The 17283-nt window shown below is 73.4% G+C and carries 22 protein-coding genes and 1 pseudogene; 2 read left to right on the plus strand and 21 right to left on the minus strand.

Annotated features, from left to right (window positions below):
- Complete coding sequence (locus NP075_RS13645; protein WP_227565723.1) at nt 1–489, plus strand: DUF5709 domain-containing protein; 489 nt, start codon at nt 1–3, stop codon at nt 487–489.
- 7 nt (nt 490–496) lie between these two features.
- Here NP075_RS13645 and truA read toward each other — a convergent pair whose 3' ends face one another.
- A complete protein-coding gene (gene truA, locus NP075_RS13650) occupies nt 497–1411 on the minus strand; it encodes a tRNA pseudouridine(38-40) synthase TruA (RefSeq protein ID WP_372456740.1) in 915 nt (304 codons plus the stop codon).
- Nucleotides 1412–1446: 35 nt separating this feature from the next.
- Between truA and NP075_RS13655 the strand changes: the two genes are divergently transcribed.
- Nucleotides 1447–2220, plus strand: a complete 774-nt coding sequence (locus NP075_RS13655; protein ID WP_227565725.1) for an ROK family protein — start codon at nt 1447–1449, stop codon at nt 2218–2220.
- Between the two features lie 111 nt (nt 2221–2331).
- Here the strand turns inward: NP075_RS13655 and NP075_RS13660 are convergent.
- From NP075_RS13660 to rplR, 20 genes and pseudogenes are all read right to left on the minus strand, one after another.
- Nucleotides 2332–2949: pseudogene (locus NP075_RS13660) on the minus strand (alpha/beta fold hydrolase); the annotation flags it as partial.
- Nucleotides 2950–3069: 120 nt separating this feature from the next.
- Nucleotides 3070–3609, minus strand: a complete 540-nt coding sequence (rplQ, locus tag NP075_RS13665; protein WP_227565726.1) for a 50S ribosomal protein L17 — start codon at nt 3607–3609, stop codon at nt 3070–3072.
- Between the two features lie 82 nt (nt 3610–3691).
- Entirely contained in the window at nt 3692–4705 is a 1014-nt protein-coding gene (locus tag NP075_RS13670; protein WP_227565727.1) for a DNA-directed RNA polymerase subunit alpha, read from the minus strand.
- Nucleotides 4706–4921: 216 nt separating this feature from the next.
- A complete protein-coding gene (gene rpsK / locus NP075_RS13675; RefSeq protein ID WP_046528973.1) occupies nt 4922–5323 on the minus strand; it encodes a 30S ribosomal protein S11 in 402 nt (133 codons plus the stop codon).
- 77 nt (nt 5324–5400) lie between these two features.
- A complete protein-coding gene (gene rpsM / locus NP075_RS13680; RefSeq protein ID WP_227565728.1) occupies nt 5401–5781 on the minus strand; it encodes a 30S ribosomal protein S13 in 381 nt (126 codons plus the stop codon).
- Nucleotides 5782–5950: 169 nt separating this feature from the next.
- Complete coding sequence (rpmJ, locus tag NP075_RS13685) at nt 5951–6064, minus strand: 50S ribosomal protein L36 (protein WP_013117849.1); 114 nt, start codon at nt 6062–6064, stop codon at nt 5951–5953.
- 68 nt (nt 6065–6132) lie between these two features.
- Entirely contained in the window at nt 6133–6354 is a 222-nt protein-coding gene (gene infA / locus NP075_RS13690) for a translation initiation factor IF-1 (RefSeq protein ID WP_012867920.1), read from the minus strand.
- A 220-nt stretch (nt 6355–6574) separates the two neighbouring features.
- Entirely contained in the window at nt 6575–7408 is an 834-nt protein-coding gene (gene map, locus NP075_RS13695; protein WP_227565729.1) for a type I methionyl aminopeptidase, read from the minus strand.
- A 10-nt stretch (nt 7409–7418) separates the two neighbouring features.
- Entirely contained in the window at nt 7419–7997 is a 579-nt protein-coding gene (locus NP075_RS13700) for an adenylate kinase (protein WP_227565730.1), read from the minus strand.
- Nucleotides 7994–9289 (minus strand): preprotein translocase subunit SecY, encoded by a 1296-nt coding sequence (gene secY / locus NP075_RS13705; RefSeq protein ID WP_227565731.1) that lies wholly within the window; start codon nt 9287–9289, stop codon nt 7994–7996. Before secY ends, NP075_RS13700 begins: the two co-directional genes overlap by 4 nt.
- A gap of 75 nt (nt 9290–9364) precedes the next feature.
- Nucleotides 9365–10273 carry a hypothetical protein gene (locus NP075_RS13710; protein ID WP_227565732.1) on the minus strand — a complete coding sequence of 303 codons (909 nt, stop codon included), beginning with the start codon at nt 10271–10273 and terminating at the stop codon, nt 9365–9367.
- A 29-nt stretch (nt 10274–10302) separates the two neighbouring features.
- On the minus strand, nt 10303–11022 hold the full coding sequence (locus NP075_RS13715) for a SipW-dependent-type signal peptide-containing protein (protein WP_227565733.1): 720 nt from the start codon (nt 11020–11022) through the stop codon (nt 10303–10305).
- Complete coding sequence (locus NP075_RS13720) at nt 11019–11630, minus strand: hypothetical protein (RefSeq protein WP_227565734.1); 612 nt, start codon at nt 11628–11630, stop codon at nt 11019–11021. The genes NP075_RS13715 and NP075_RS13720 overlap by 4 nt, the downstream gene beginning before the upstream one ends.
- Nucleotides 11627–12238, minus strand: coding sequence for a signal peptidase I (locus tag NP075_RS13725; protein ID WP_227565735.1), 612 nt, complete (start codon nt 12236–12238; stop codon nt 11627–11629). Before NP075_RS13725 ends, NP075_RS13720 begins: the two co-directional genes overlap by 4 nt.
- A gap of 88 nt (nt 12239–12326) precedes the next feature.
- Entirely contained in the window at nt 12327–12956 is a 630-nt protein-coding gene (locus NP075_RS13730; protein WP_227565736.1) for an alternate-type signal peptide domain-containing protein, read from the minus strand.
- 117 nt (nt 12957–13073) lie between these two features.
- A complete protein-coding gene (locus tag NP075_RS13735; protein ID WP_227565737.1) occupies nt 13074–14957 on the minus strand; it encodes a prealbumin-like fold domain-containing protein in 1884 nt (627 codons plus the stop codon).
- Nucleotides 14958–15310: 353 nt separating this feature from the next.
- Complete coding sequence (gene rplO, locus NP075_RS13740) at nt 15311–16045, minus strand: 50S ribosomal protein L15 (RefSeq protein WP_227565760.1); 735 nt, start codon at nt 16043–16045, stop codon at nt 15311–15313.
- A 2-nt stretch (nt 16046–16047) separates the two neighbouring features.
- Nucleotides 16048–16230 (minus strand): 50S ribosomal protein L30, encoded by a 183-nt coding sequence (gene rpmD / locus NP075_RS13745; RefSeq protein WP_013117860.1) that lies wholly within the window; start codon nt 16228–16230, stop codon nt 16048–16050.
- Nucleotides 16230–16874, minus strand: a complete 645-nt coding sequence (rpsE, locus tag NP075_RS13750) for a 30S ribosomal protein S5 (RefSeq protein ID WP_089798438.1) — start codon at nt 16872–16874, stop codon at nt 16230–16232. The genes rpmD and rpsE overlap by 1 nt, the downstream gene beginning before the upstream one ends.
- A gap of 34 nt (nt 16875–16908) precedes the next feature.
- Entirely contained in the window at nt 16909–17280 is a 372-nt protein-coding gene (gene rplR, locus NP075_RS13755; protein ID WP_089798437.1) for a 50S ribosomal protein L18, read from the minus strand.
- Between the last annotated feature and the right edge of the window lie 3 nt (nt 17281–17283).

Below are 17283 nucleotides of genomic sequence, written 5' to 3' on the forward strand. Positions count from 1 at the left end.
ATGAGCGAGGACACCCCAGCCACCAGCACCGACCCCGCCCTCGGTTCCGAGGGCGACAGCAACCAGCTTCCGGGCGAGGACACCTTGGTCGAGCGCGGCGTCGAGGACCCGCTCGACGAGGGCGTCGCGCCGCCCGAGCGGCCGCGACCGGCGTCCGCGCACTTCGGCGAGACCGCCTGGGAGGAGGCGCGCGGCGAGACGCTCGACCAGCGCGTCGCGCAGGAGGAGCCGGAGGTGTGGGAGGTCGACGCGCCGCCCGCGCCCCACCGCGACGAGCTCCGCGCCGGTCGCCTGGTCGAGGACGAGGACGCGGTGGAGGCGGGCGGCACCGACCAGTTCGCCGTCGACGCCGGCGTGGACGGCGGTGCGGCGAGCGCCGAGGAGGCCGCCGTGCACGTCATCGAGGAGGAGTACGTGGTCGTGGACCCCATGGGCGACGACGACGAGGTGACGTACCTGCCCGGCACCGACGAGCCGGGCCCGCGCTGACGAGCCGTCAGCCGCAGCACCCGCGCGGCGCGTCGTCCACGTCGTGGGCGGCGCGCCGCGCGCGCGTCTGCTCGGCGCGTCGCCCCAGCTCGTCGTCCGACGGGTAGCCGACCTCCTCGAGCGTGAGCCCGTGCGCGGCCACGACCGTCGCCCCGCCCTCCCGGCGGCGGCCGTCGAGCAGCTCGCGCGGCCACGTCACGGGCCGGCGCCCCTCCCCCACGGCGAGGCTCGCCCCCACCAGGGCACGGACCATCGAGTGGCAGAACGCGTCGGCCTGCACGTGGGCGACCACGAGGCCCGCGTCGGCGCCGTCGGCCGGGCGGGACCAGCCGAACTCCTCCAGCGTGCGGATCGTCGTCGCGTCGGGGCGCGGCTTGCAGTACGCCGCGAAGTCGTGGCGCCCGACGAGCGTGCGGGCCGCCGCGTCCATCGCCGCGGCGTCCAGCGGACGACGGTGCCACAGCACCCAGCCGCGGCTCAGCGGGTCGCGCGCGGCGTCCAGGTCGCACACCCGGTACGCGTACCGGCGGCGCAGCGCGGAGAAGCGCGCGTCGAAGCCCGGCGGCGCGTGGGTGACCGCCCGCACCACGAGGTCGGCGGGCAGGACGCCCGCCAGCCGCGCCGCCAGCGCGTCGACGTCCGCGCGGCCGGAGCGCCCGCGCGCCGCGTCCAGCGCGGCCGCGACGACGTCGACGTGCGCGACCTGCCCACGGGCGTGGACCCCGGCGTCGGTCCGCCCTGCCACGGTCACGCGCGGCGGCGCCTCGCCCCGCGGCACGCTGCGCAGGACCGTGGCGAGCCCTTCCTCCAGGACGCCCTGCACGGTCCGCAGACCGGGCTGGCGCGCCCAGCCCGCGAAGTGCGTCCCGTCGTACGCGAGGTCCAGACGCAGTCGCACGGTGGGTGTCTCCTCGCCGGTCACGGCCCCCACGGTAGCCGCCGGGCTACCGTGGCACGGTGACCCGCGCCTCCGAGCCGTACACGCTGGCCGTCGACTGCGGCGGCAGCGGCATCAAGGCCTCGGTGCTCGACGCCGACGGCACGCTGCACGTCCCGCCCGTCCGTGTCCCGACGCCCTACCCGCTGCCGCCGGAGCGGCTCGCCGACACGATCACCGAGATCGCGGCGGGTCTTCCGCCCGCCCAGCGCGCGACCGTCGGCGTGCCGGGCATGATCCGCCACGGCGTCGTCGTCGCCACGCCGCACTACGTGACGCGCTCCGGGCCGCGCTCGGCGGTGCTCCCGGAGCTGCTCACGGCGTGGTCCGGCTGCGACGTCCAGGCGGTGCTCGCGCACCGCCTGGGGCTCCCCACGCTCGTGCTCAACGACGCCGAGGTGCACGGCGCGGGCGTCGTGTCGGGCACCGGGCTCGAGCTCGTGCTCACCCTCGGGACGGGCCTGGGCTCGGCGCTGTTCGACGGCGGGCGACTCGCGCCGCACCTCGAGCTCTCGCACGCCCCCGTGCGCCGGGGCACGACGTACGACGCGTACATCGGGCAGCACGAGCGGGCGCGTCTGGGCGACGCCCTGTGGTCACGCCGTGTCCGCCGGGTCGTCGACGGCTTCCGCCCGGTCTTCAGGTGGGACCGCCTGTACCTCGGCGGCGGCAACTCGCGGCGTATCACCGCGCGCGTCCTGGACGACCTCGGGGACGACGTCGTCGTGGTCCCCAACCAGGCCGGGATCGTCGGCGGCGTGCGTGCGTGGGACCTCACCGGCCGGGAGCACTGACCCGCCCGATCGTGCCGCCAGCACGTCGAGCACGTCGAGCAGCACCCGCGTGAAGCGCACCGGCTGGACGAGGCTGACCAGGTGCGTGGCCCGCGGCACCACGACGAGCCGCCCGTCGCGGCACGCCGCGAGGAACCGCCGCTCGTCGCCGCGGAAGTGGTCGTACTGGCCGTTCACGAGCCAGACCGGCGCCCGTACCCGGGCGAGATCGGCGACGGGTGCCGCCTGGCGCATCGCCCGCATGACGTCGCCGACGACGCCGAGGGCGAAGCCGCCGGCGCCCACGTCCGCGGCGCTCCCCGGGGGCAGCGTGCGGTCGACCAGCGCCTGGTTGATCGCCGCGCCGCGGTCCGGCAGCCGGGCGAACAACGCGTCCGCGGCCAGCCCCCACGCCCGCACCACGGCGGGACGGGGCACCGAGCTGCACGCGGCGGCGACGAGACCGACCACCTGCTCCGGGTGCCGCGCCGCGTGCGCGATCGCGGTGTAGCCGCCGAGGGACAGCCCGACGACCAGCGCACGACCGCCGACGGCGTCCACCCCGTCGCGCACGGCCCCGACGGCACCGTCGAGCGTGAACGTCTCCGCCATCCGCTCGCCATGCCCCGGCAGGTCGATCGCCACCGCGACGTGACCGGCCTGCCGCAGCGCCTCGACCTGGGCACGCCACATGGTCCGGGAGGCCCGCATCCCGTGCACCAGGACGACGGGAGGTGCCGCGGCAGCCATGCGGCCAGGCTACTGCGGCGCACCGGGCGCTGCCCGGACGCTCGGGCGGGCCCCCCGCACGACGCACGAGGGCCCGGACACCGTGGTGGTGTCCGGGCCCTCGTGAGGGTGCTGCGTGCGTCAGGCCTTGTCGGCGGGCGCGTCCTCGACGGGCGCGTCCTCGACGGGCGCGTCCTCGACGGGCGCGTCCTCGACGGGCGCGTCCTCGACCGGCTTGTCCTCGACCGGCTTGGCGGCCTTCTTCGGCGCGGCCTTCTCGGTGGCCTTGGTGGCCTCCTTGACGACGGCCTGCTTCGGCGACAGCGGCTCCAGGACGAGCTCGATGACGGCCATGGGGGCGTTGTCGCCCTTGCGCGGGCCGATCTTCGTGATGCGCGTGTAGCCGCCCTGACGCTCGGCGACGGCCGGCGCGATCTCGGTGAACAGGGCGTGCACGACACCCTTGTCCTTGACGACGGTCAGCACCCGGCGGCGCGAGTGCAGGTCGCCGCGCTTGGCGAACGTGATGAGGCGCTCGGCCAGAGGGCGCAGGCGCTTGGCCTTCGTCTCGGTCGTGGTGATCCGCCGGTGCTCGAACAGCGCCGTCGCGAGGTTCGCGAGGATGAGCCGCTCGTGCGCCGGGCTGCCACCGAGCCGCGGACCCTTGGTGGGCGTGGGCATGGTCTCTACTCCTTGAGTGATGCGGTGAGGGGCGACGTCCCGGGGGCCGGCGCGTCAGCGCTCGGTCCCCGGATCACCTACGTCAGTACTGCTCGTCCTCGACGAAGTCCGTCTCGTCGTCCCCGTAGTAGCCACCGGCGGCCGAGGGGTCGAAGTCCAGCGGGCTGTCCTTGAGGGTCAGGCCCAGCTCGGCCAGCTTCTCCTTGACCTCGGTGATCGACTTCGCACCGAAGTTGCGGATGTCCAGCAGGTCCGCCTCGGACCGCGCGACGAGCTCGCCCACCGTGTGGATGCCCTCACGCTTGAGGCAGTTGTACGACCGGATCGTCAGCTGCAGGTCCTCGATCGGCAGCGCCAGGTCCGCGGCGAGTGCCGCGTCCGTCGGCGACGGGCCGATCTCGATGCCCTCGGCCTCGACGTTGAGCTCACGGGCGAGCCCGAAGAGCTCGACGAGCGTGCGGCCGGCCGACGCGAGCGCGTCGCGCGGGCTGATGGCCGCCTTCGTCTCGACGTCGACGATGAGCTTGTCGAAGTCCGTGCGCTGCTCGACACGGGTCGCCTCGACCTTGTAGGTCACCTTGAGCACCGGCGAGTAGATCGAGTCGACCGGGATCCGGCCGATCTCGGCGTCGAAGGACTTGTTCTGGTTGGCAGACACGTAGCCGCGGCCGCGCTCGACGGTCAGCTCGATCTCGAGCTTGCCCTTGTCGTTCAGCGTGGCCAGGTGCAGGCCCGGGTTGTGGACCTCGACGCCGGCGGGCGGCACGATGTCCGCGCCGGTGACCTCGCCCGAGCCCTGCTTGCGCAGGTACATCACGACGGGCTCGTCGTTCTCCGAGGAGACGACGAGGTTCTTGATGTTGAGGATGATCTCGGTGACGTCCTCCTTGACACCCGGGATCGTCGAGAACTCGTGCAGCACGCCGTCGATCCGGATGGAGGTGACGGCGGCGCCCGGGATGGACGACAGCAGGGTCCGGCGCAGGGAGTTGCCGAGGGTGTAGCCGAAGCCGGGTTCGAGAGGCTCGATGGAGAACCGCGAACGGTTCTCCGAGATGACCTCTTCGGTCAGGGTGGGGCGCTGTGCGATCAGCACGGTGTGATTCCTCTCCGCGAGCGTCCGCCATATGACGCTTTCGCAGGTACTGCGTGCCTGGACGTGCCTCGGTCCGCATGTCCGGGCGGGAGTGCGGGTGTGGTCCGACGTCGTGCCGTGCGCCTGTGTCCCCTCACGGGGCGACGAGCGTGGTCCGTGTCGGACACGCGAGGGCCGGGACGCGTGCCGTGCGGCACCGTCCCGGCCATGCGTGACTCAGACGCGGCGACGCTTGGGCGGACGGCAGCCGTTGTGGGCCTGCGGCGTCACGTCCTGGATCGAGCCGACCTCGAGGCCGGCAGCCGTCAGCGACCGGATCGCCGTCTCACGGCCCGAGCCGGGGCCCTTGACGAAGACGTCGACCTTGCGCATGCCGTGCTCCTGCGCGCGACGCGCGGCTGCCTCGGCGGCGAGCTGCGCGGCGAACGGGGTCGACTTGCGCGAGCCCTTGAAGCCCACCTGGCCCGACGAGGCCCAGGCGATCACGGCACCCGAGGGGTCCGTGATGGAGACGATGGTGTTGTTGAACGTGCTCTTGATGTGCGCCTGGCCGTGGGAGACGTTCTTCTTCTCCTTGCGGCGCGGCTTGCGCACGGCGGTGCGGGACTTGGGAGGCATCTCTTCTTCTCTCGAGGTCTACGGGTCGGTGGGCCGACGGGCGGGCGGTCAGCGGCGAGCGCGACCGGCCCGCGTCGTCACTTGCGCCCGGCCTTCTTCTTGCCGGCGACGGTGCGCTTGGGGCCCTTGCGGGTACGCGCGTTGGTCTTGGTGCGCTGACCACGCACCGGGAGGCCGCGGCGGTGACGCAGACCCTCGTAGCTGCCGATCTCGACCTTGCGGCGGATGTCGGCGGCGATCTCGCGACGGAGGTCACCCTCGAGCTTGAAGCTGCCCTCGAGGTAGTCGCGCAGCGCGACCAGCTCGGTGTCGCCCAGGTCCTTGACCCGGACGTCGGGGCTGATGCCCGTGGCGGCCAGGGTCTGCTGCGCACGCGTGCGCCCGACCCCGAAGATGTAGGTGAGAGCGACCTCGACCCGCTTGTCGCGGGGGAGGTCGACACCGATGAGACGTGCCATGTGCCTGGTGGCTCCTGTACGGCGTTCGGAGGTCTGCCGCACCGTCCTCCCGCGGATCTGCGGGCCCCAGCCTCCGAGCTGGGGGTTCACCGTGCCGGCGGGCCCGAGGGCCCTCGTCACGGAGCGGCGGTGCGCTTGCTGGTCCTGGTGGACCGGTGGTGGTGGCTGCTCAGCCCTGGCGCTGCTTGTGGCGCAGGTTCTCGCAGATCACCTGGACGCGACCGTGCCGGCGGATCACCTTGCACTTGTCGCAGATCTTCTTGACGCTCGGCTTGACCTTCATCGCGTTCGTTCCTCCGCCGCCGCACACCGGACCCTGGGGCCCGACCGACGGCGTCTCGATGGTGGTGGTTACTTGTAGCGGTAGACGATGCGCCCGCGGGACAGGTCGTACGGGCTGAGCTCCACGACCACCCGGTCCTCGGGGAGGATCCGGATGTAGTGCTGGCGCATCTTGCCCGAGATGTGGGCAAGCACCTTGTGGCCGTTCGCGAGCTCCACGCGGAACATCGCGTTGGGCAGCGCTTCGACCACGCTGCCCTCGATCTCGATGACGCCGTCCTTCTTGGCCATGTCCTCCGCTAACTGTCGTGCTCGACTTGTCCTGCCGGTGGTCGTCCCACCCCGCGCCGCAGCCCGGCACACGTGCCGGACACCGCCGGACCATGCCTGGTCCCGCGGAGGATCATGGGGTGACTGGTCGCCGAACCAACGGCGCACACAACCAACGGGAAATCATACGGCATCCGGACGGGCGGTCGGTACCCGGAGCCGCACAGGACCGGCGCACCGGTCAGATCGACGCGATCTCCACACCCAGTGCCCGCAGCCGCTCGGCGCCGCCGTCCCGTGCCGTCAGCACGACGATCCCGCCGTCCAGGAGGGCGACCGTGTGCTCCCAGTGCGCCGCCCGCGACCCGTCGTCGGTGACGACGGTCCAGTCGTCGGCGAGCACGTGGTTGACCTGCGAGCCCCGCACGAGCATGGGCTCGACCGCGACGCAGAGCCCCGGGCGCAGCCGGGTGCCGCGGTCACGGGTGCGGAAGTTCGGGACGTCCGGCGGCTGGTGCATGGCCGTGCCGATGCCGTGGCCGACGTAGTCCTCGACGATGCCCAGCGGCGCCGTGCCGGTCCGGGCGGCCGCGGCCTCGACGACGTCCTCGACGGCCTCGCCCACCGCACCGAGGCGCTCCCCCGTCGCGAGCGCGGCGATGCCGGCCCACAGGGCGTTCTCCGTCGTGGCGGCGAGCGCGACGTCCGCCGGGTCGGCGGGGTCGAGCACGGCCGTGAAGGCCGAGTCGCCGTGCCAGCCGTCGACGACGGCGCCGCAGTCGACCGACACGACGTCACCGGGCTGCAGCACGCGCGAGCCGGGGATGCCGTGGACGATCTCGTCGTTCACCGACACGCACAGCGACGCGGGGTAGCCGTGGTACCCGAGGAACGAGGGCGTGGCCCCCGCCGACGCGATGACCTCCTCGGCCACCGCGTCGAGCTCGGCCGTCGTCACGCCCGGCGCGAGCACCGCCCGCACCGCGTCCAGCGCGTCGGCGACCACCAGCCCGGCGCGCCGCATGACGGCGACCTGCTCGGGTGTCTTGTACTCGATGCGCTCGCGACCGAACACCGTCGCCCCGTCAGGACAGGACGGGGCTCAGCGCCGCGAGGAGCCGGGCCGTCACGTCGTCGACCGCGCCCAGGCCGTCGACCTGGACGAGCAGGCCACGGGCTGCGTAGACCTGCGAGATGGGGGCCGTCTGCTCGGCGTAGACGTCGAGCCGGTGCCGGACGACGTCCTCGGTGTCGTCCGCGCGCCCCTCGATCTGAGCGCGACGCGTGAGCCGCTCGACGACCACCTGCGCGTCGACCGTCAGCTCGAGCGCGATGTCGAGCGCGTGCCCGGCGGCCGCGAGGATCTCGTCCAGCGCCGCGACCTGGGCCACGTTGCGCGGGTACCCGTCGAGCAGGAACCCGTCGACCGCGTCCGCCTGGGCCAGGCGGTCACGGACGAGCTCGTTGGTCAGCTCGTCCGGGACGAGCGACCCCGACGCGGTGATGTCCTGCACCCGGCGTCCGAGCTCGGTGCCGTTCTTGATGTTGGACCGGAAGATGTCGCCCGTCGAGATGGCCGGGACACCCAGCCGATCCGCCAGACGGACGGCCTGCGTACCCTTCCCCGCTCCGGGGGGGCCGAGCAGGACCAGACGTGCGCTCAACGCAAGAACCCTTCGTAGTGCCGCTGCTGAAGCTGGGACTCGATCTGCTTGACGGTCTCGAGGCCGACGCCCACGACGATGAGGATCGACGCCCCGCCGAACGGGATGTTGGTGCCCACGCCGAGGACGATGAACGCGATCGTCGGGATCAGCGCGACCAGGGCCAGGTAGATCGAGCCCGGCGCGGTGATCCGCGTGATGACGAAGTCCAGGTACTCGGCCGTGGGACGGCCCGCACGGATGCCGGGGATGAACCCGCCGTACTTCTTCATGTTGTCCGCGACCTCGTCCGGGTTGAACGTGATCGCCGTGTAGAAGTAGCAGAAGAAGATGATCAGCAGCAGGTAGATCCCGATGTGCAGCGGCGCACCCGGGTCCGCGAGGTTCACGCTGATCCACTGCACCCAGCCCGCGGTCGCGTCGCCGAACTGGGCGATGAGCGTCGGCACGGCCAGCAGCGAGGAGGCGAAGATGACCGGGATGACGCCGGCCATGTTGATCTTGATCGGGATGTAGGTGCTCGACCCGCCGTACATGCGGCGGCCCACCATGCGCTTGGCGTACTGGACCGGGATGCGGCGCTGCGACTGCTCGACGAAGACGACGAGCCCGATGACCAGGACGACGACCGCCAGGACGGCGATGAACTTGCCGGCACCGCCGGCGCCGCCGGCGATCGACCACATGGCGCCGGGGAACGACGCGGCGATCGACGTGAAGATGAGCAGCGACATGCCGTTGCCGACGCCGCGCTCGGTGATGAGCTCGCCGAGCCACATGATCAGGCCGGTGCCCGCGGTCATCGTGATGACCATGATGAGCAGCGTGATCGGCGTGTCGTCGGGGATGACCTCGAGGCTGCAGCCCTGGAACAGGTTGCCGGAGCGCGCGAACGTGATGATCGTCGTCGACTGCAGGATCGCCAGGCCGATGGTCAGGTACCGCGTGTACTGCGTGAGCTTCGCGGTGCCGGACTGGCCCTCCTTGTGGAGCTCCTCGAACTTGGGGATCACCACGCGCAGGAGCTGGACGATGATGCTGGCCGTGATGTACGGCATGATCCCGAGCGAGAACACCGACAGCTGCAGCAGCGCGCCGCCGCTGAACAGGTTGACCAGGCCGAGCAGGTCGTTGTCGGCGGTCTGCTCGATGCAGGCCTGCACGTTCGGGTAGCTGACACCAGGGGTCGGCAGGAACGACCCGATGCGGAACACCACCATCATGCCGATGGTGAAGAGCAGCTTGCGCCGCAGGTCGGGCGTCCTGAACGCCCGAACGAATGCACTGAGCACCTGTCGTCCTCCTGCTGTGTGGGCCGTCCTCAGACCCCGTCGCCGTCGAAGAGCGGGACGGACCGCCGGTAGAGACTACCCCGCAGACGGCGGAGCGCCGCACCCGTGCGGCTCCCGGGGTCGTCCGGCCGGCCCCGGCGCCCCCGGTCCGGCGCCGTTCGCGCCGTCGACGGACGGCGCCACCGGCAGCCGGCCGGCCTCGCGCCGGGCGTCGCGACGACGCCGGGCCCCACCCAGCAGCATCGAGCCGGTCCCGATCGCGACCACCGCGACCAGCGCGGCCCGCAGACCGTGCAGGACGGTGTGGGCGAGCGGCCCCGCACCGGCCCCTCCTGCCGCCTGGACCTCCGCGATCGTCACGATGGTGTCGGCCTGCGGCGTCACGGCGTCGACGTCGGTCCCCGCGGGCCCGGAGGGCGACGTGGCCGCGGCCCTGGCCCACGTGCTCCCGTCCAGCCGCAGCACGACCTCGTACGTGGCCTCCCGCGGCGCGACGTTCGCACGGTTGCCCGACGTCGCGTCCGTGGCGAGCGCGGTCACCACGGTGACCTCGGTGCTCGCCCCGCGCGCGAGCAGCACGTCGACCACGGGCGTGGCACCCGCCGTCGCGAGCCGACGGAACGACGAGTGCCCGTCCCCCGACGCGGTGCGCCACGTGAGCGTGAGGTCGGCGTAGAAGTCCACCTCCGGCGGACCGTCGGGGAGGTCGGCCTCGGGGGCGTCGGGGTCGAGGAGCTGCACGTCCTGCACCCAGCCGCGCAGCACCGCGTCGGTCGGGCCGGCGTTGGTCACGGTGATCGTCCTGCCCTGGACGCCGCCCGGCACCACGACCGGCGCACCCGAGAACGTCGCGGAGCTGGCCGTGGCCGGCGGCCCGTCCCACGCGAGGTCGACGGACGGCCCGTCCCACGTGGTCACGAGCTCGTCGCCGGACGCCGCCGCTGCGCCGGCCGGCACCACGAGCGCCAGGAGGACACCGGCCACGAGGGCCCGGGAGGCGGGGGCCGCCCGCGTCACCGGCCGGGCCGGAACGTGGTGAACGTGAACGTCAGGCGGTGCGTCGGCTCGTCCGCCGGCACGAGGGCCCTGCCCACCGACGCGCTCCACCGGTCCTCGTCGGTCACGCGCTGCGGCGTGGCCCCGCCGGAGGTGGCGACGCCGGCGTCGACGGACGCCGTGCTGTCGTACGTGCCCTGCACGGGGTCGAAGGTCGCCACGAGGCACCAGTACTCGCTGGTCAGCCGTCGGGTGTCGCTGTAGTCGGCCGGGACGGGCGTCGACGCGCCGGCGTCGGGACCGGCCACCGTGGTCGTGCAGGCGGCGGGCCCGGCCACCTTGACGAGCCGCACGTCCGACTCCCCGAGGATGCCGCCCGCGATGTGCCGCGTCACGGTGTACCGCAGGCCCCGGTGCCCCTGCGCGAGCGCGTCGACCTGCACGGGGACGGCGATCGACCCGGTCGCGAGGAGCGTCGCGGCGGCGGCGGGACCGAACGTCAGGTCCACGGTGTCACCGGGGCCCGTCGCGTAGTCCGTGAGCGTCCCGGGCTCGCCGGGGGGCCCGACCCCGAACACGACGACCCCGGCGGGCATGCCGGCCGTGACGGTCTCGACGTCGCGCCACAGCGCGAGCGTCCCGCCGCCGACGACCCCCACGAGCGCGGCGAGCGCGACGGTGAGGGCCAGCACCCCGGCCGTGGGCAGGCTGACGACCCGGTCGCGCAGGCCGCTCACGGCGCGAGCCCGTCGTCCCGCACCTGCCGCAGGTCGACCTGGATCGTCCCGCCGACCCGGGTCGCGGGCTGCCCGGCCAGGGTGGACGGTGCCACCACCCGGTCGGCGCCGTTCCACACGAGGGTCGCCACCAGCGTCCACTCCCCCGTGCCGAGGGGCAGGCTCGCCCCGGCGCCCGACGGCAGCGTCAACGGCGTGCCGAGCGGGGCCGGGGCGCTGGGGACGCCCGACGGCGGCGTCACGACGTACGTGCCCTCGACGCCCGCCGGGACGGGCCCGGCCGGCAGCCAGGAGACCGTGAGACGCGCGCGCAGGTTGTCGCCCTCCAGGGTCGTCCGGAAGCGTTGCGTGACCGTGAAGGAGTCGCCCGGGACCGCGAGGTGGCCGGCGGTCCCGTCCGCTCCCGACGCGACGGCGTGGCCGACGTGGCCCGGGGAGGTCTCGGCCCACCGGACGTCACCGACCAGCTCGAGATCGAGGTCCCCGGAGCGCAGGACGCCGATCGACGCCTCGGCGTCGGTCGACCACAGGGCGTAGGTGGTGCTGCTCATGAGGGACGCCGTGAGCACGGCGGCCACCGCCAGGGCGGCGAGGCGGCGCCGGCTCATGCGTCGACGTCCGCGGCGCGCCGGTCCTCGTCGGACGCGGTCCCGTCCGTGGCTGCGGCACCGTCCGCGCGCGCCTGACGACGCCCCCGGTCGGGGCTGAGCACCATCCACGCGCCGTACACCAGCAGGACGGCGGCGCCCGCCATGACGACCGTGGAGCGGTGGGCGCCGACGGCCACCATGACGTGCCCGACGTCGGGCACGTGGTAGACGACCTCGGCCTTGATCTGCTCCGGGCGCAGGGGCTCGTCGTCGGTGTCGTTGGCGTCACCGCGCGTCACCCAGCGCGGGCCGTCGGACGTCGAGCGGACGGCGACCACGCGGTGCGTGACGAGCGTGGGGTCCTCCGGGAAGGGCTGGAACGACACGACGTCGCCCACCTCGATCTCGGCCGGCACGTCCTTCACGCCGCGGACGACGACGACGTCACCGGGCTCGTAGGTCGGCACCATCGACCCGGTGAGGACGGTGAGCGCGACGCCGTCGAGTAGCCGCGGGACCAGCGCCAGCGCGACGGCCAGTGTGAGCACCACGACGACCGCGGCCGTGCTGAGCACCGACAGGACGGTCGGCAGGACGCGGCGGCGCGCGGTGCGGGGCCGGTTCATGGCGTCCTCCTGTCGGTGCGGGGTGGTAGGTCGGTCGGGTGGGGACCCGGGCGGCGCGCCGCGGAGGCGCCGCCGCCCGGGTGGTCCGTCAGGCGCCGGCGACCTGCGTGAGGCTCACGCCCACCTCGCCCAGCTGGTAGACGGTCGCGGACATGTCCGCCGCCTTGTCCGAGGCGAAGTCGACGGTCACGACCACGTGCACGTCGGCGGCCGTCGTCTTGTCGACCGCCACGTTGCCGGCCGCGCCGCGCAGGTCGGCGCCGGCGTCGGGGCCCACGAACGTCAGCTTGCCGCCGACGAGCTTGCTCGTGATCTCGTTCCTGTTGCCGTCGTAGATCTTGAACGCCGCGGTGCCACCGTTCGCGGCGACGACCCGGAGGTTCGAGACGTCGAGCTGCGCGGCGAGGTTGTCGCCCTCGAGCGCCACGTCGAACGAGTACGTCGCCTCCGCGCTGTCACCCGGGACGGTGCGCCACGTCGCCAGGTCGATCGTGTGCCCGGCACGCCCCGTCACCGGGGTGGTCGCGGCGGCGTCCGACCGGCCGGCCGTCACGTCGTACCAGACCGGCGTGCTGACACCCGTGATGTCGAGCTTTCCGGAGGTGATGGTGGCGCCGTTCTGCGTGAGGGTCTCGCTCCACGTCGCGAACGTGGTGCCGCCCGCGAGCAGCGCGATGCCGGCGACACCGGCGAGGACGCCCTTGGTCTTCTTGTTCATGGTCGTGCCCTTCTGAGAGGAGAGGTCTGCCCGGAGGCGGTGTCCGAGACGTCCGGAGGGCGCCTCGAGGGGTGGATCAGGTCGGTCGGTCTGGTCGCCGGTCAGGGGGCTGCGTCGTCACAGCACCCCCCTGGACCGGCAGCCGATCTCCTGGCCGGGGGCCAGGGACGGGATGGTGACGGACGTCCCGGCGGGGATGTCGGTGCGTCCCGGGCACGCGATGGCGGCGTCGCCCGTGGTCGTGGCCCCGCCGACGGTGACGGCGGCGTAGGCGTCACGCAGCCGGATGTCGACGAGGGTGGTCTGGCCGGTGTTGCGCACCGTGTACCGCCGGACGATGTGCGTCCCGGCGGGCCGCCGCTCGCCGGTGGGGATCGGCGACGCGAACGCCGTGTCGTCGGCCAGGAACGTCTGCGTGACGACCTCGACACCGGGCCGCAGGTTCACCACGGTGCACGTGTGGCTGCGTCCGCGCTCCAGCCTGACGTCGTACGGGTTCCCGGTGGCGGTCACGGCCGCCGCGCCGCCGTCGTCGCGGCGGCAGGTCACGGTGTCGACGACGTAGCCGGCGGGCACCGCCTCCGTCACGCGCACGACGCGCGTCGCGTCGGGCACGGCGACCGTCGCCGCGGCGGAGCCGCCGGGTCCGGTGACGAGCGGGGCCGCACCCAGCGCGTCGACCGTGAACTCCCAGCCCGCGGTCGGTACCCCCGCGCCCGGCGCCGCGCCCTCGGGCACCGCCACGCCGACGAGGGTGAGGGTCGTGGGTGCCACGTAGCTGCTGACGAAGGTGCAGACGAGCGGGGCGGCAGCGGCCGTCGCGGCCTCCGGGACGTTCTCCAGCACGACGCTGCGCGCGCCGGGACCGACCGTGGCGCCCGGCGCCAGCACGGCGCCCCGCCCGTCCCGGCAGGTGATCGAGGAGAGCTCCCACGAGGCCGCCGGTGCGTCCGCGGTGAGCACGACGCGCTCGCGTCGCGCGAGGACCGTGCCCGCGGCGGTCGACACGGTGCTCCCCGGGCCGGTGACGGCCGTCGGCGACAGCGTGTACCTGGCCGCCGGTGCGGCGCCGCGCTCCGCCGTGACGGAGAAGCCCGGCGGTACCGACGCGGGTGCGTCACCCACCGCGGCGGCCTGCTGGACGATCGTCAGGGGCCGCACCTGGTCCAGCCGCGCCCACAGGCACGCGGTGGTGACCGCACCGTGCGGTGCGGTCACGCCCGTCGTGGGGGTGCCGGTCGGTGCTGCACCGCAGCCGGCGCCGGACCCGGCGGCCGTGAAGCCCTCCACGGTGAGCCTGTGCTCGATGCCGTCGTGGACCACCGGGAACGTGCGCGTGAGGTCACCGAACGCCAGGGTGTCGTCGCCTGCCGCCGTGTCGCGCAGCACGTACGTCGGCGCCAGGGTGCCGCGCGTGCCGAGGCGCAGCCCCAGGGCACCCTCGTAGTGCGACGCGACGGACTGGGTGGGGTTGTTGGCGTACCGGAGGGTGCCGACGAGGAACGAGGTGCCGGTCGGGACCGACGCGACGGTGGCGGGCGCGAACCCGAGCGTGCTCTGCCCCGCGGTGCGGTACTCGGTCGGCAGCAGGAGGCGGCCGTCGTCCCAGCTCCGCTCGGTGCCGAGCACGTCCGGGCACTGGGTGGAGTGGTGGCTCCAGGCGCCCCAGACGAACACGCGCATGCGGGAGTCCACCTGCTCCCGACCGTGCCCCACGCGCACCTCGGCCCTCGACGGGGTCCCGGGCGCCGGCGAGTACCTGACGCAGCCGGCAGCCGCGTTGTCCGTCGCCGGCACGAGGGTGCCGTTGCCGTCGGTTCCGCGGTGACCCCTCAGATCGGCCTCGACGGGGCCGATGGTGACGGGAACAGCGGCAGCGGAGGGCGCCGTGGCGACGCCGACCACCGGCGCGAGGACCAGGGCCAGCGCGATCGACGCGGCCGTCCTCGTCGTGCGCCGACGCAGGCGCGCGCGGCGCCCTGCTGTCGTGTTCTCTCGCATACGTCCCTCGGCCCGCGGCGGACGTCCGGGGCGCTCGTCTCGAGCGCCGACTCGCGGACGTCCACATCCCGCTGGGCTTAGTAGGACACCTGTCCAACACGTCCGCCACGACTGGGAAGCACCCGAACCGGACGAGATCGGACCATCGCGCCACATCGCCGGGTGCTAGCACCCAGGCCGGCCGCAACTTTCACCCGTGCCACCGAAAGTCGATCAGCCCCAGGCATCATGGGCCTGCCGTCGTCGGCGGCCGGGTAGCGTGCGTGCGGGCACGACGAAGCGGGCGGCCCCGGGTCTCCCCGGGACCGCCCGCTGCGTGCGTGGTCCGGCCGTGCGGCCGCGTGCGGAGGGCCTCAGCCCTGCGCGACGCTCCCGCCGGCGGCCTCGATCTTGTCCTTCGCGGACGCGGAGCACTTGTCCACGTCCACGGCGACCTTGACGGTCAGCTCGCCGTCACCCAGCACCTTGACGGGCTGGCCCTTGCGGACCGCACCCTTGGCGACCAGGTCGGCGACCGTCACGTCGCCACCGTCGGGGTACAGCGCCGAGATCTTGTCCAGGTTGACGACCTGGTACTCGACGCGGAACGGGTTCTTGAAGCCGCGGAGCTTGGGCAGCCGCATGTGCAGCGGCATCTGCCCACCCTCGAAGCGGTCCGGCACCTGGTACCGGGCCTTGGTGCCCTTGGTACCGCGGCCGGCGGTCTTGCCCTTGGACGCCTCGCCACGACCCACGCGGGTCTTGGCGGTCTTGGCGCCCGGAGCCGGACGGAGGTGGTGCACCTTGAGGGTGCCGCCGCCGCCGGGCTGGGCAGCGGCCTCGGCGGCAGCCTTCGCGGCAGCCGTCGGAGCCTTCTTCGCCGGGGCCTTGTCGGCCTTCGCCGGGGCCTTGTCCGCCGCGGCGGAGGACTCCGCCTTGGCGGACGCCGACTTCGCGGAGGACGCCTTCGCGGAGGACGCCTTGGTGGCCGTCTTCTTCTCCGCAGCAGGAGCCGTCTCCGCCTTGGCGGCGGCCTTCTTCGCCGGAGCCTTGGCCTTGGGGGCCGTGGTCTCCGTCGTCTTGTCGTCGGCCTTCTTGTCGTCGGCCATGGTCACTCGACCTCCTCGACCGCGACGAGGTGCGTCACCGTCTTGACCATGCCGCGGATCTCAGGACGGTCCTCCTTGACGACGACGTCGCCGATCCGCTTCAGGCCCAGGGTGCGCAGCGTGTCGCGCTGGTTCTGCTTCCCGCCGATGGCGGAACGGGTCTGGGTCACCTTCAGGCGCGCCATCACGCACCTGCCTTCGCGGCCACCGCGGCGGCACGGCCCTCGGCCTGCGCCCGCAGCAGCGAGTGCGGCGCGACGTGGTCGAGCGGCAGCCCACGACGGGCGGCCACGGCCTCGGGCTCCTCGAGGGAGCGCAGGGCCTCGACCGTGGCGTGCACGATGTTGATCGCGTTGGACGACCCGAGCGACTTGCTGAGCACGTCGTGGATGCCGGCGCACTCGAGCACCGCACGCACCGGACCACCGGCGATCACACCGGTACCCGGCGACGCGGGACGCAGGAACACGACACCGGCGGCCTTCTCACCCTGGACGGGGTGAGGGATGGTGCCCTGGATGCGCGGGACGCGGAAGAAGTTCTTCTTCGCCTCCTCGACGCCCTTGGCGATCGCCGCGGGCACCTCCTTGGCCTTGCCGTAGCCGACACCGACCGTGCCGTCACCGTCGCCCACCACGACGAGCGCGGTGAAGCTGAACCGGCGGCCGCCCTTGACGACCTTGGCGACACGGTTGATCGTCACGACGCGCTCGACGAACGCGCTCTTCTCGGCGGCGTCACCGCGCCGCCCGCCGTCACGACGGCCGCCGTCCCGGCGGTCGCCGCCGGTGCCACCGGCACCGGTGTTGCTGCGCTGAGGAGCAGCCATCAGAAAGTCCTCTTCTTCGATGCGGAGTTCGTCGTCACAGGTTCAGACCACCCTCGCGGGCGCCGTCAGCAACTGCAGCCACGCGACCGTGGTACTTGTTGCCACCGCGGTCGAAGACGACCGCCTCGACGCCGACGGCCTTGGCGCGGGCGGCGATGAGCTCGCCGACCTTCTTCGCCTTGGCGGTCTTGTCGCCGTCGTTCGCGCGCAGGTCGGCCTCGAGGGTCGACGCGGACGCGACGGTCTTGCCGATGGCGTCGTCGACGACCTGGGCGGTGATGTGCCGCGCCGAGCGCGTCACGACGAGGCGGGGACGAGCGGCCGTACCGACGACCTTCTTGCGAAGGCGCAGGTGGCGGCGACGACGGGCGATGGACGTGCCCTTGCCCTTGATGCCGATAGCCATGGG

Source organism: Cellulomonas wangsupingiae (assembly GCF_024508275.1).
Classification (GTDB): domain Bacteria; phylum Actinomycetota; class Actinomycetes; order Actinomycetales; family Cellulomonadaceae; genus Cellulomonas; species Cellulomonas wangsupingiae.

What these genes read in the sequence shown, in the direction of transcription:
- NP075_RS13645 (WP_227565723.1), top strand. Translation starts at nt 1, where the DNA reads ATGAGCGAGGACACCCCAGCCACCAGCACCGACCCCGCCCTCGGTTCC.
- rplQ (WP_227565726.1), bottom strand. Translation starts at nt 3,609, where the DNA reads ATGCCCACGCCCACCAAGGGTCCGCGGCTCGGTGGCAGCCCGGCGCAC.
- rpsK (WP_046528973.1), bottom strand. Translation starts at nt 5,323, where the DNA reads ATGCCTCCCAAGTCCCGCACCGCCGTGCGCAAGCCGCGCCGCAAGGAG.
- rpsM (WP_227565728.1), bottom strand. Translation starts at nt 5,781, where the DNA reads ATGGCACGTCTCATCGGTGTCGACCTCCCCCGCGACAAGCGGGTCGAG.
- rpmJ (WP_013117849.1), bottom strand. Translation starts at nt 6,064, where the DNA reads ATGAAGGTCAAGCCGAGCGTCAAGAAGATCTGCGACAAGTGCAAGGTG.
- infA (WP_012867920.1), bottom strand. Translation starts at nt 6,354, where the DNA reads ATGGCCAAGAAGGACGGCGTCATCGAGATCGAGGGCAGCGTGGTCGAA.
- NP075_RS13720 (WP_227565734.1), bottom strand. Translation starts at nt 11,630, where the DNA reads ATGAGCCGGCGCCGCCTCGCCGCCCTGGCGGTGGCCGCCGTGCTCACG.
- NP075_RS13725 (WP_227565735.1), bottom strand. Translation starts at nt 12,238, where the DNA reads ATGAACCGGCCCCGCACCGCGCGCCGCCGCGTCCTGCCGACCGTCCTG.
- NP075_RS13730 (WP_227565736.1), bottom strand. Translation starts at nt 12,956, where the DNA reads ATGAACAAGAAGACCAAGGGCGTCCTCGCCGGTGTCGCCGGCATCGCG.
- NP075_RS13735 (WP_227565737.1), bottom strand. Translation starts at nt 14,957, where the DNA reads ATGCGAGAGAACACGACAGCAGGGCGCCGCGCGCGCCTGCGTCGGCGC.
- rplO (WP_227565760.1), bottom strand. Translation starts at nt 16,045, where the DNA reads ATGGCCGACGACAAGAAGGCCGACGACAAGACGACGGAGACCACGGCC.
- rpmD (WP_013117860.1), bottom strand. Translation starts at nt 16,230, where the DNA reads ATGGCGCGCCTGAAGGTGACCCAGACCCGTTCCGCCATCGGCGGGAAG.
- rpsE (WP_089798438.1), bottom strand. Translation starts at nt 16,874, where the DNA reads ATGGCTGCTCCTCAGCGCAGCAACACCGGTGCCGGTGGCACCGGCGGC.
- rplR (WP_089798437.1), bottom strand. Translation starts at nt 17,280, where the DNA reads ATGGCTATCGGCATCAAGGGCAAGGGCACGTCCATCGCCCGTCGTCGC.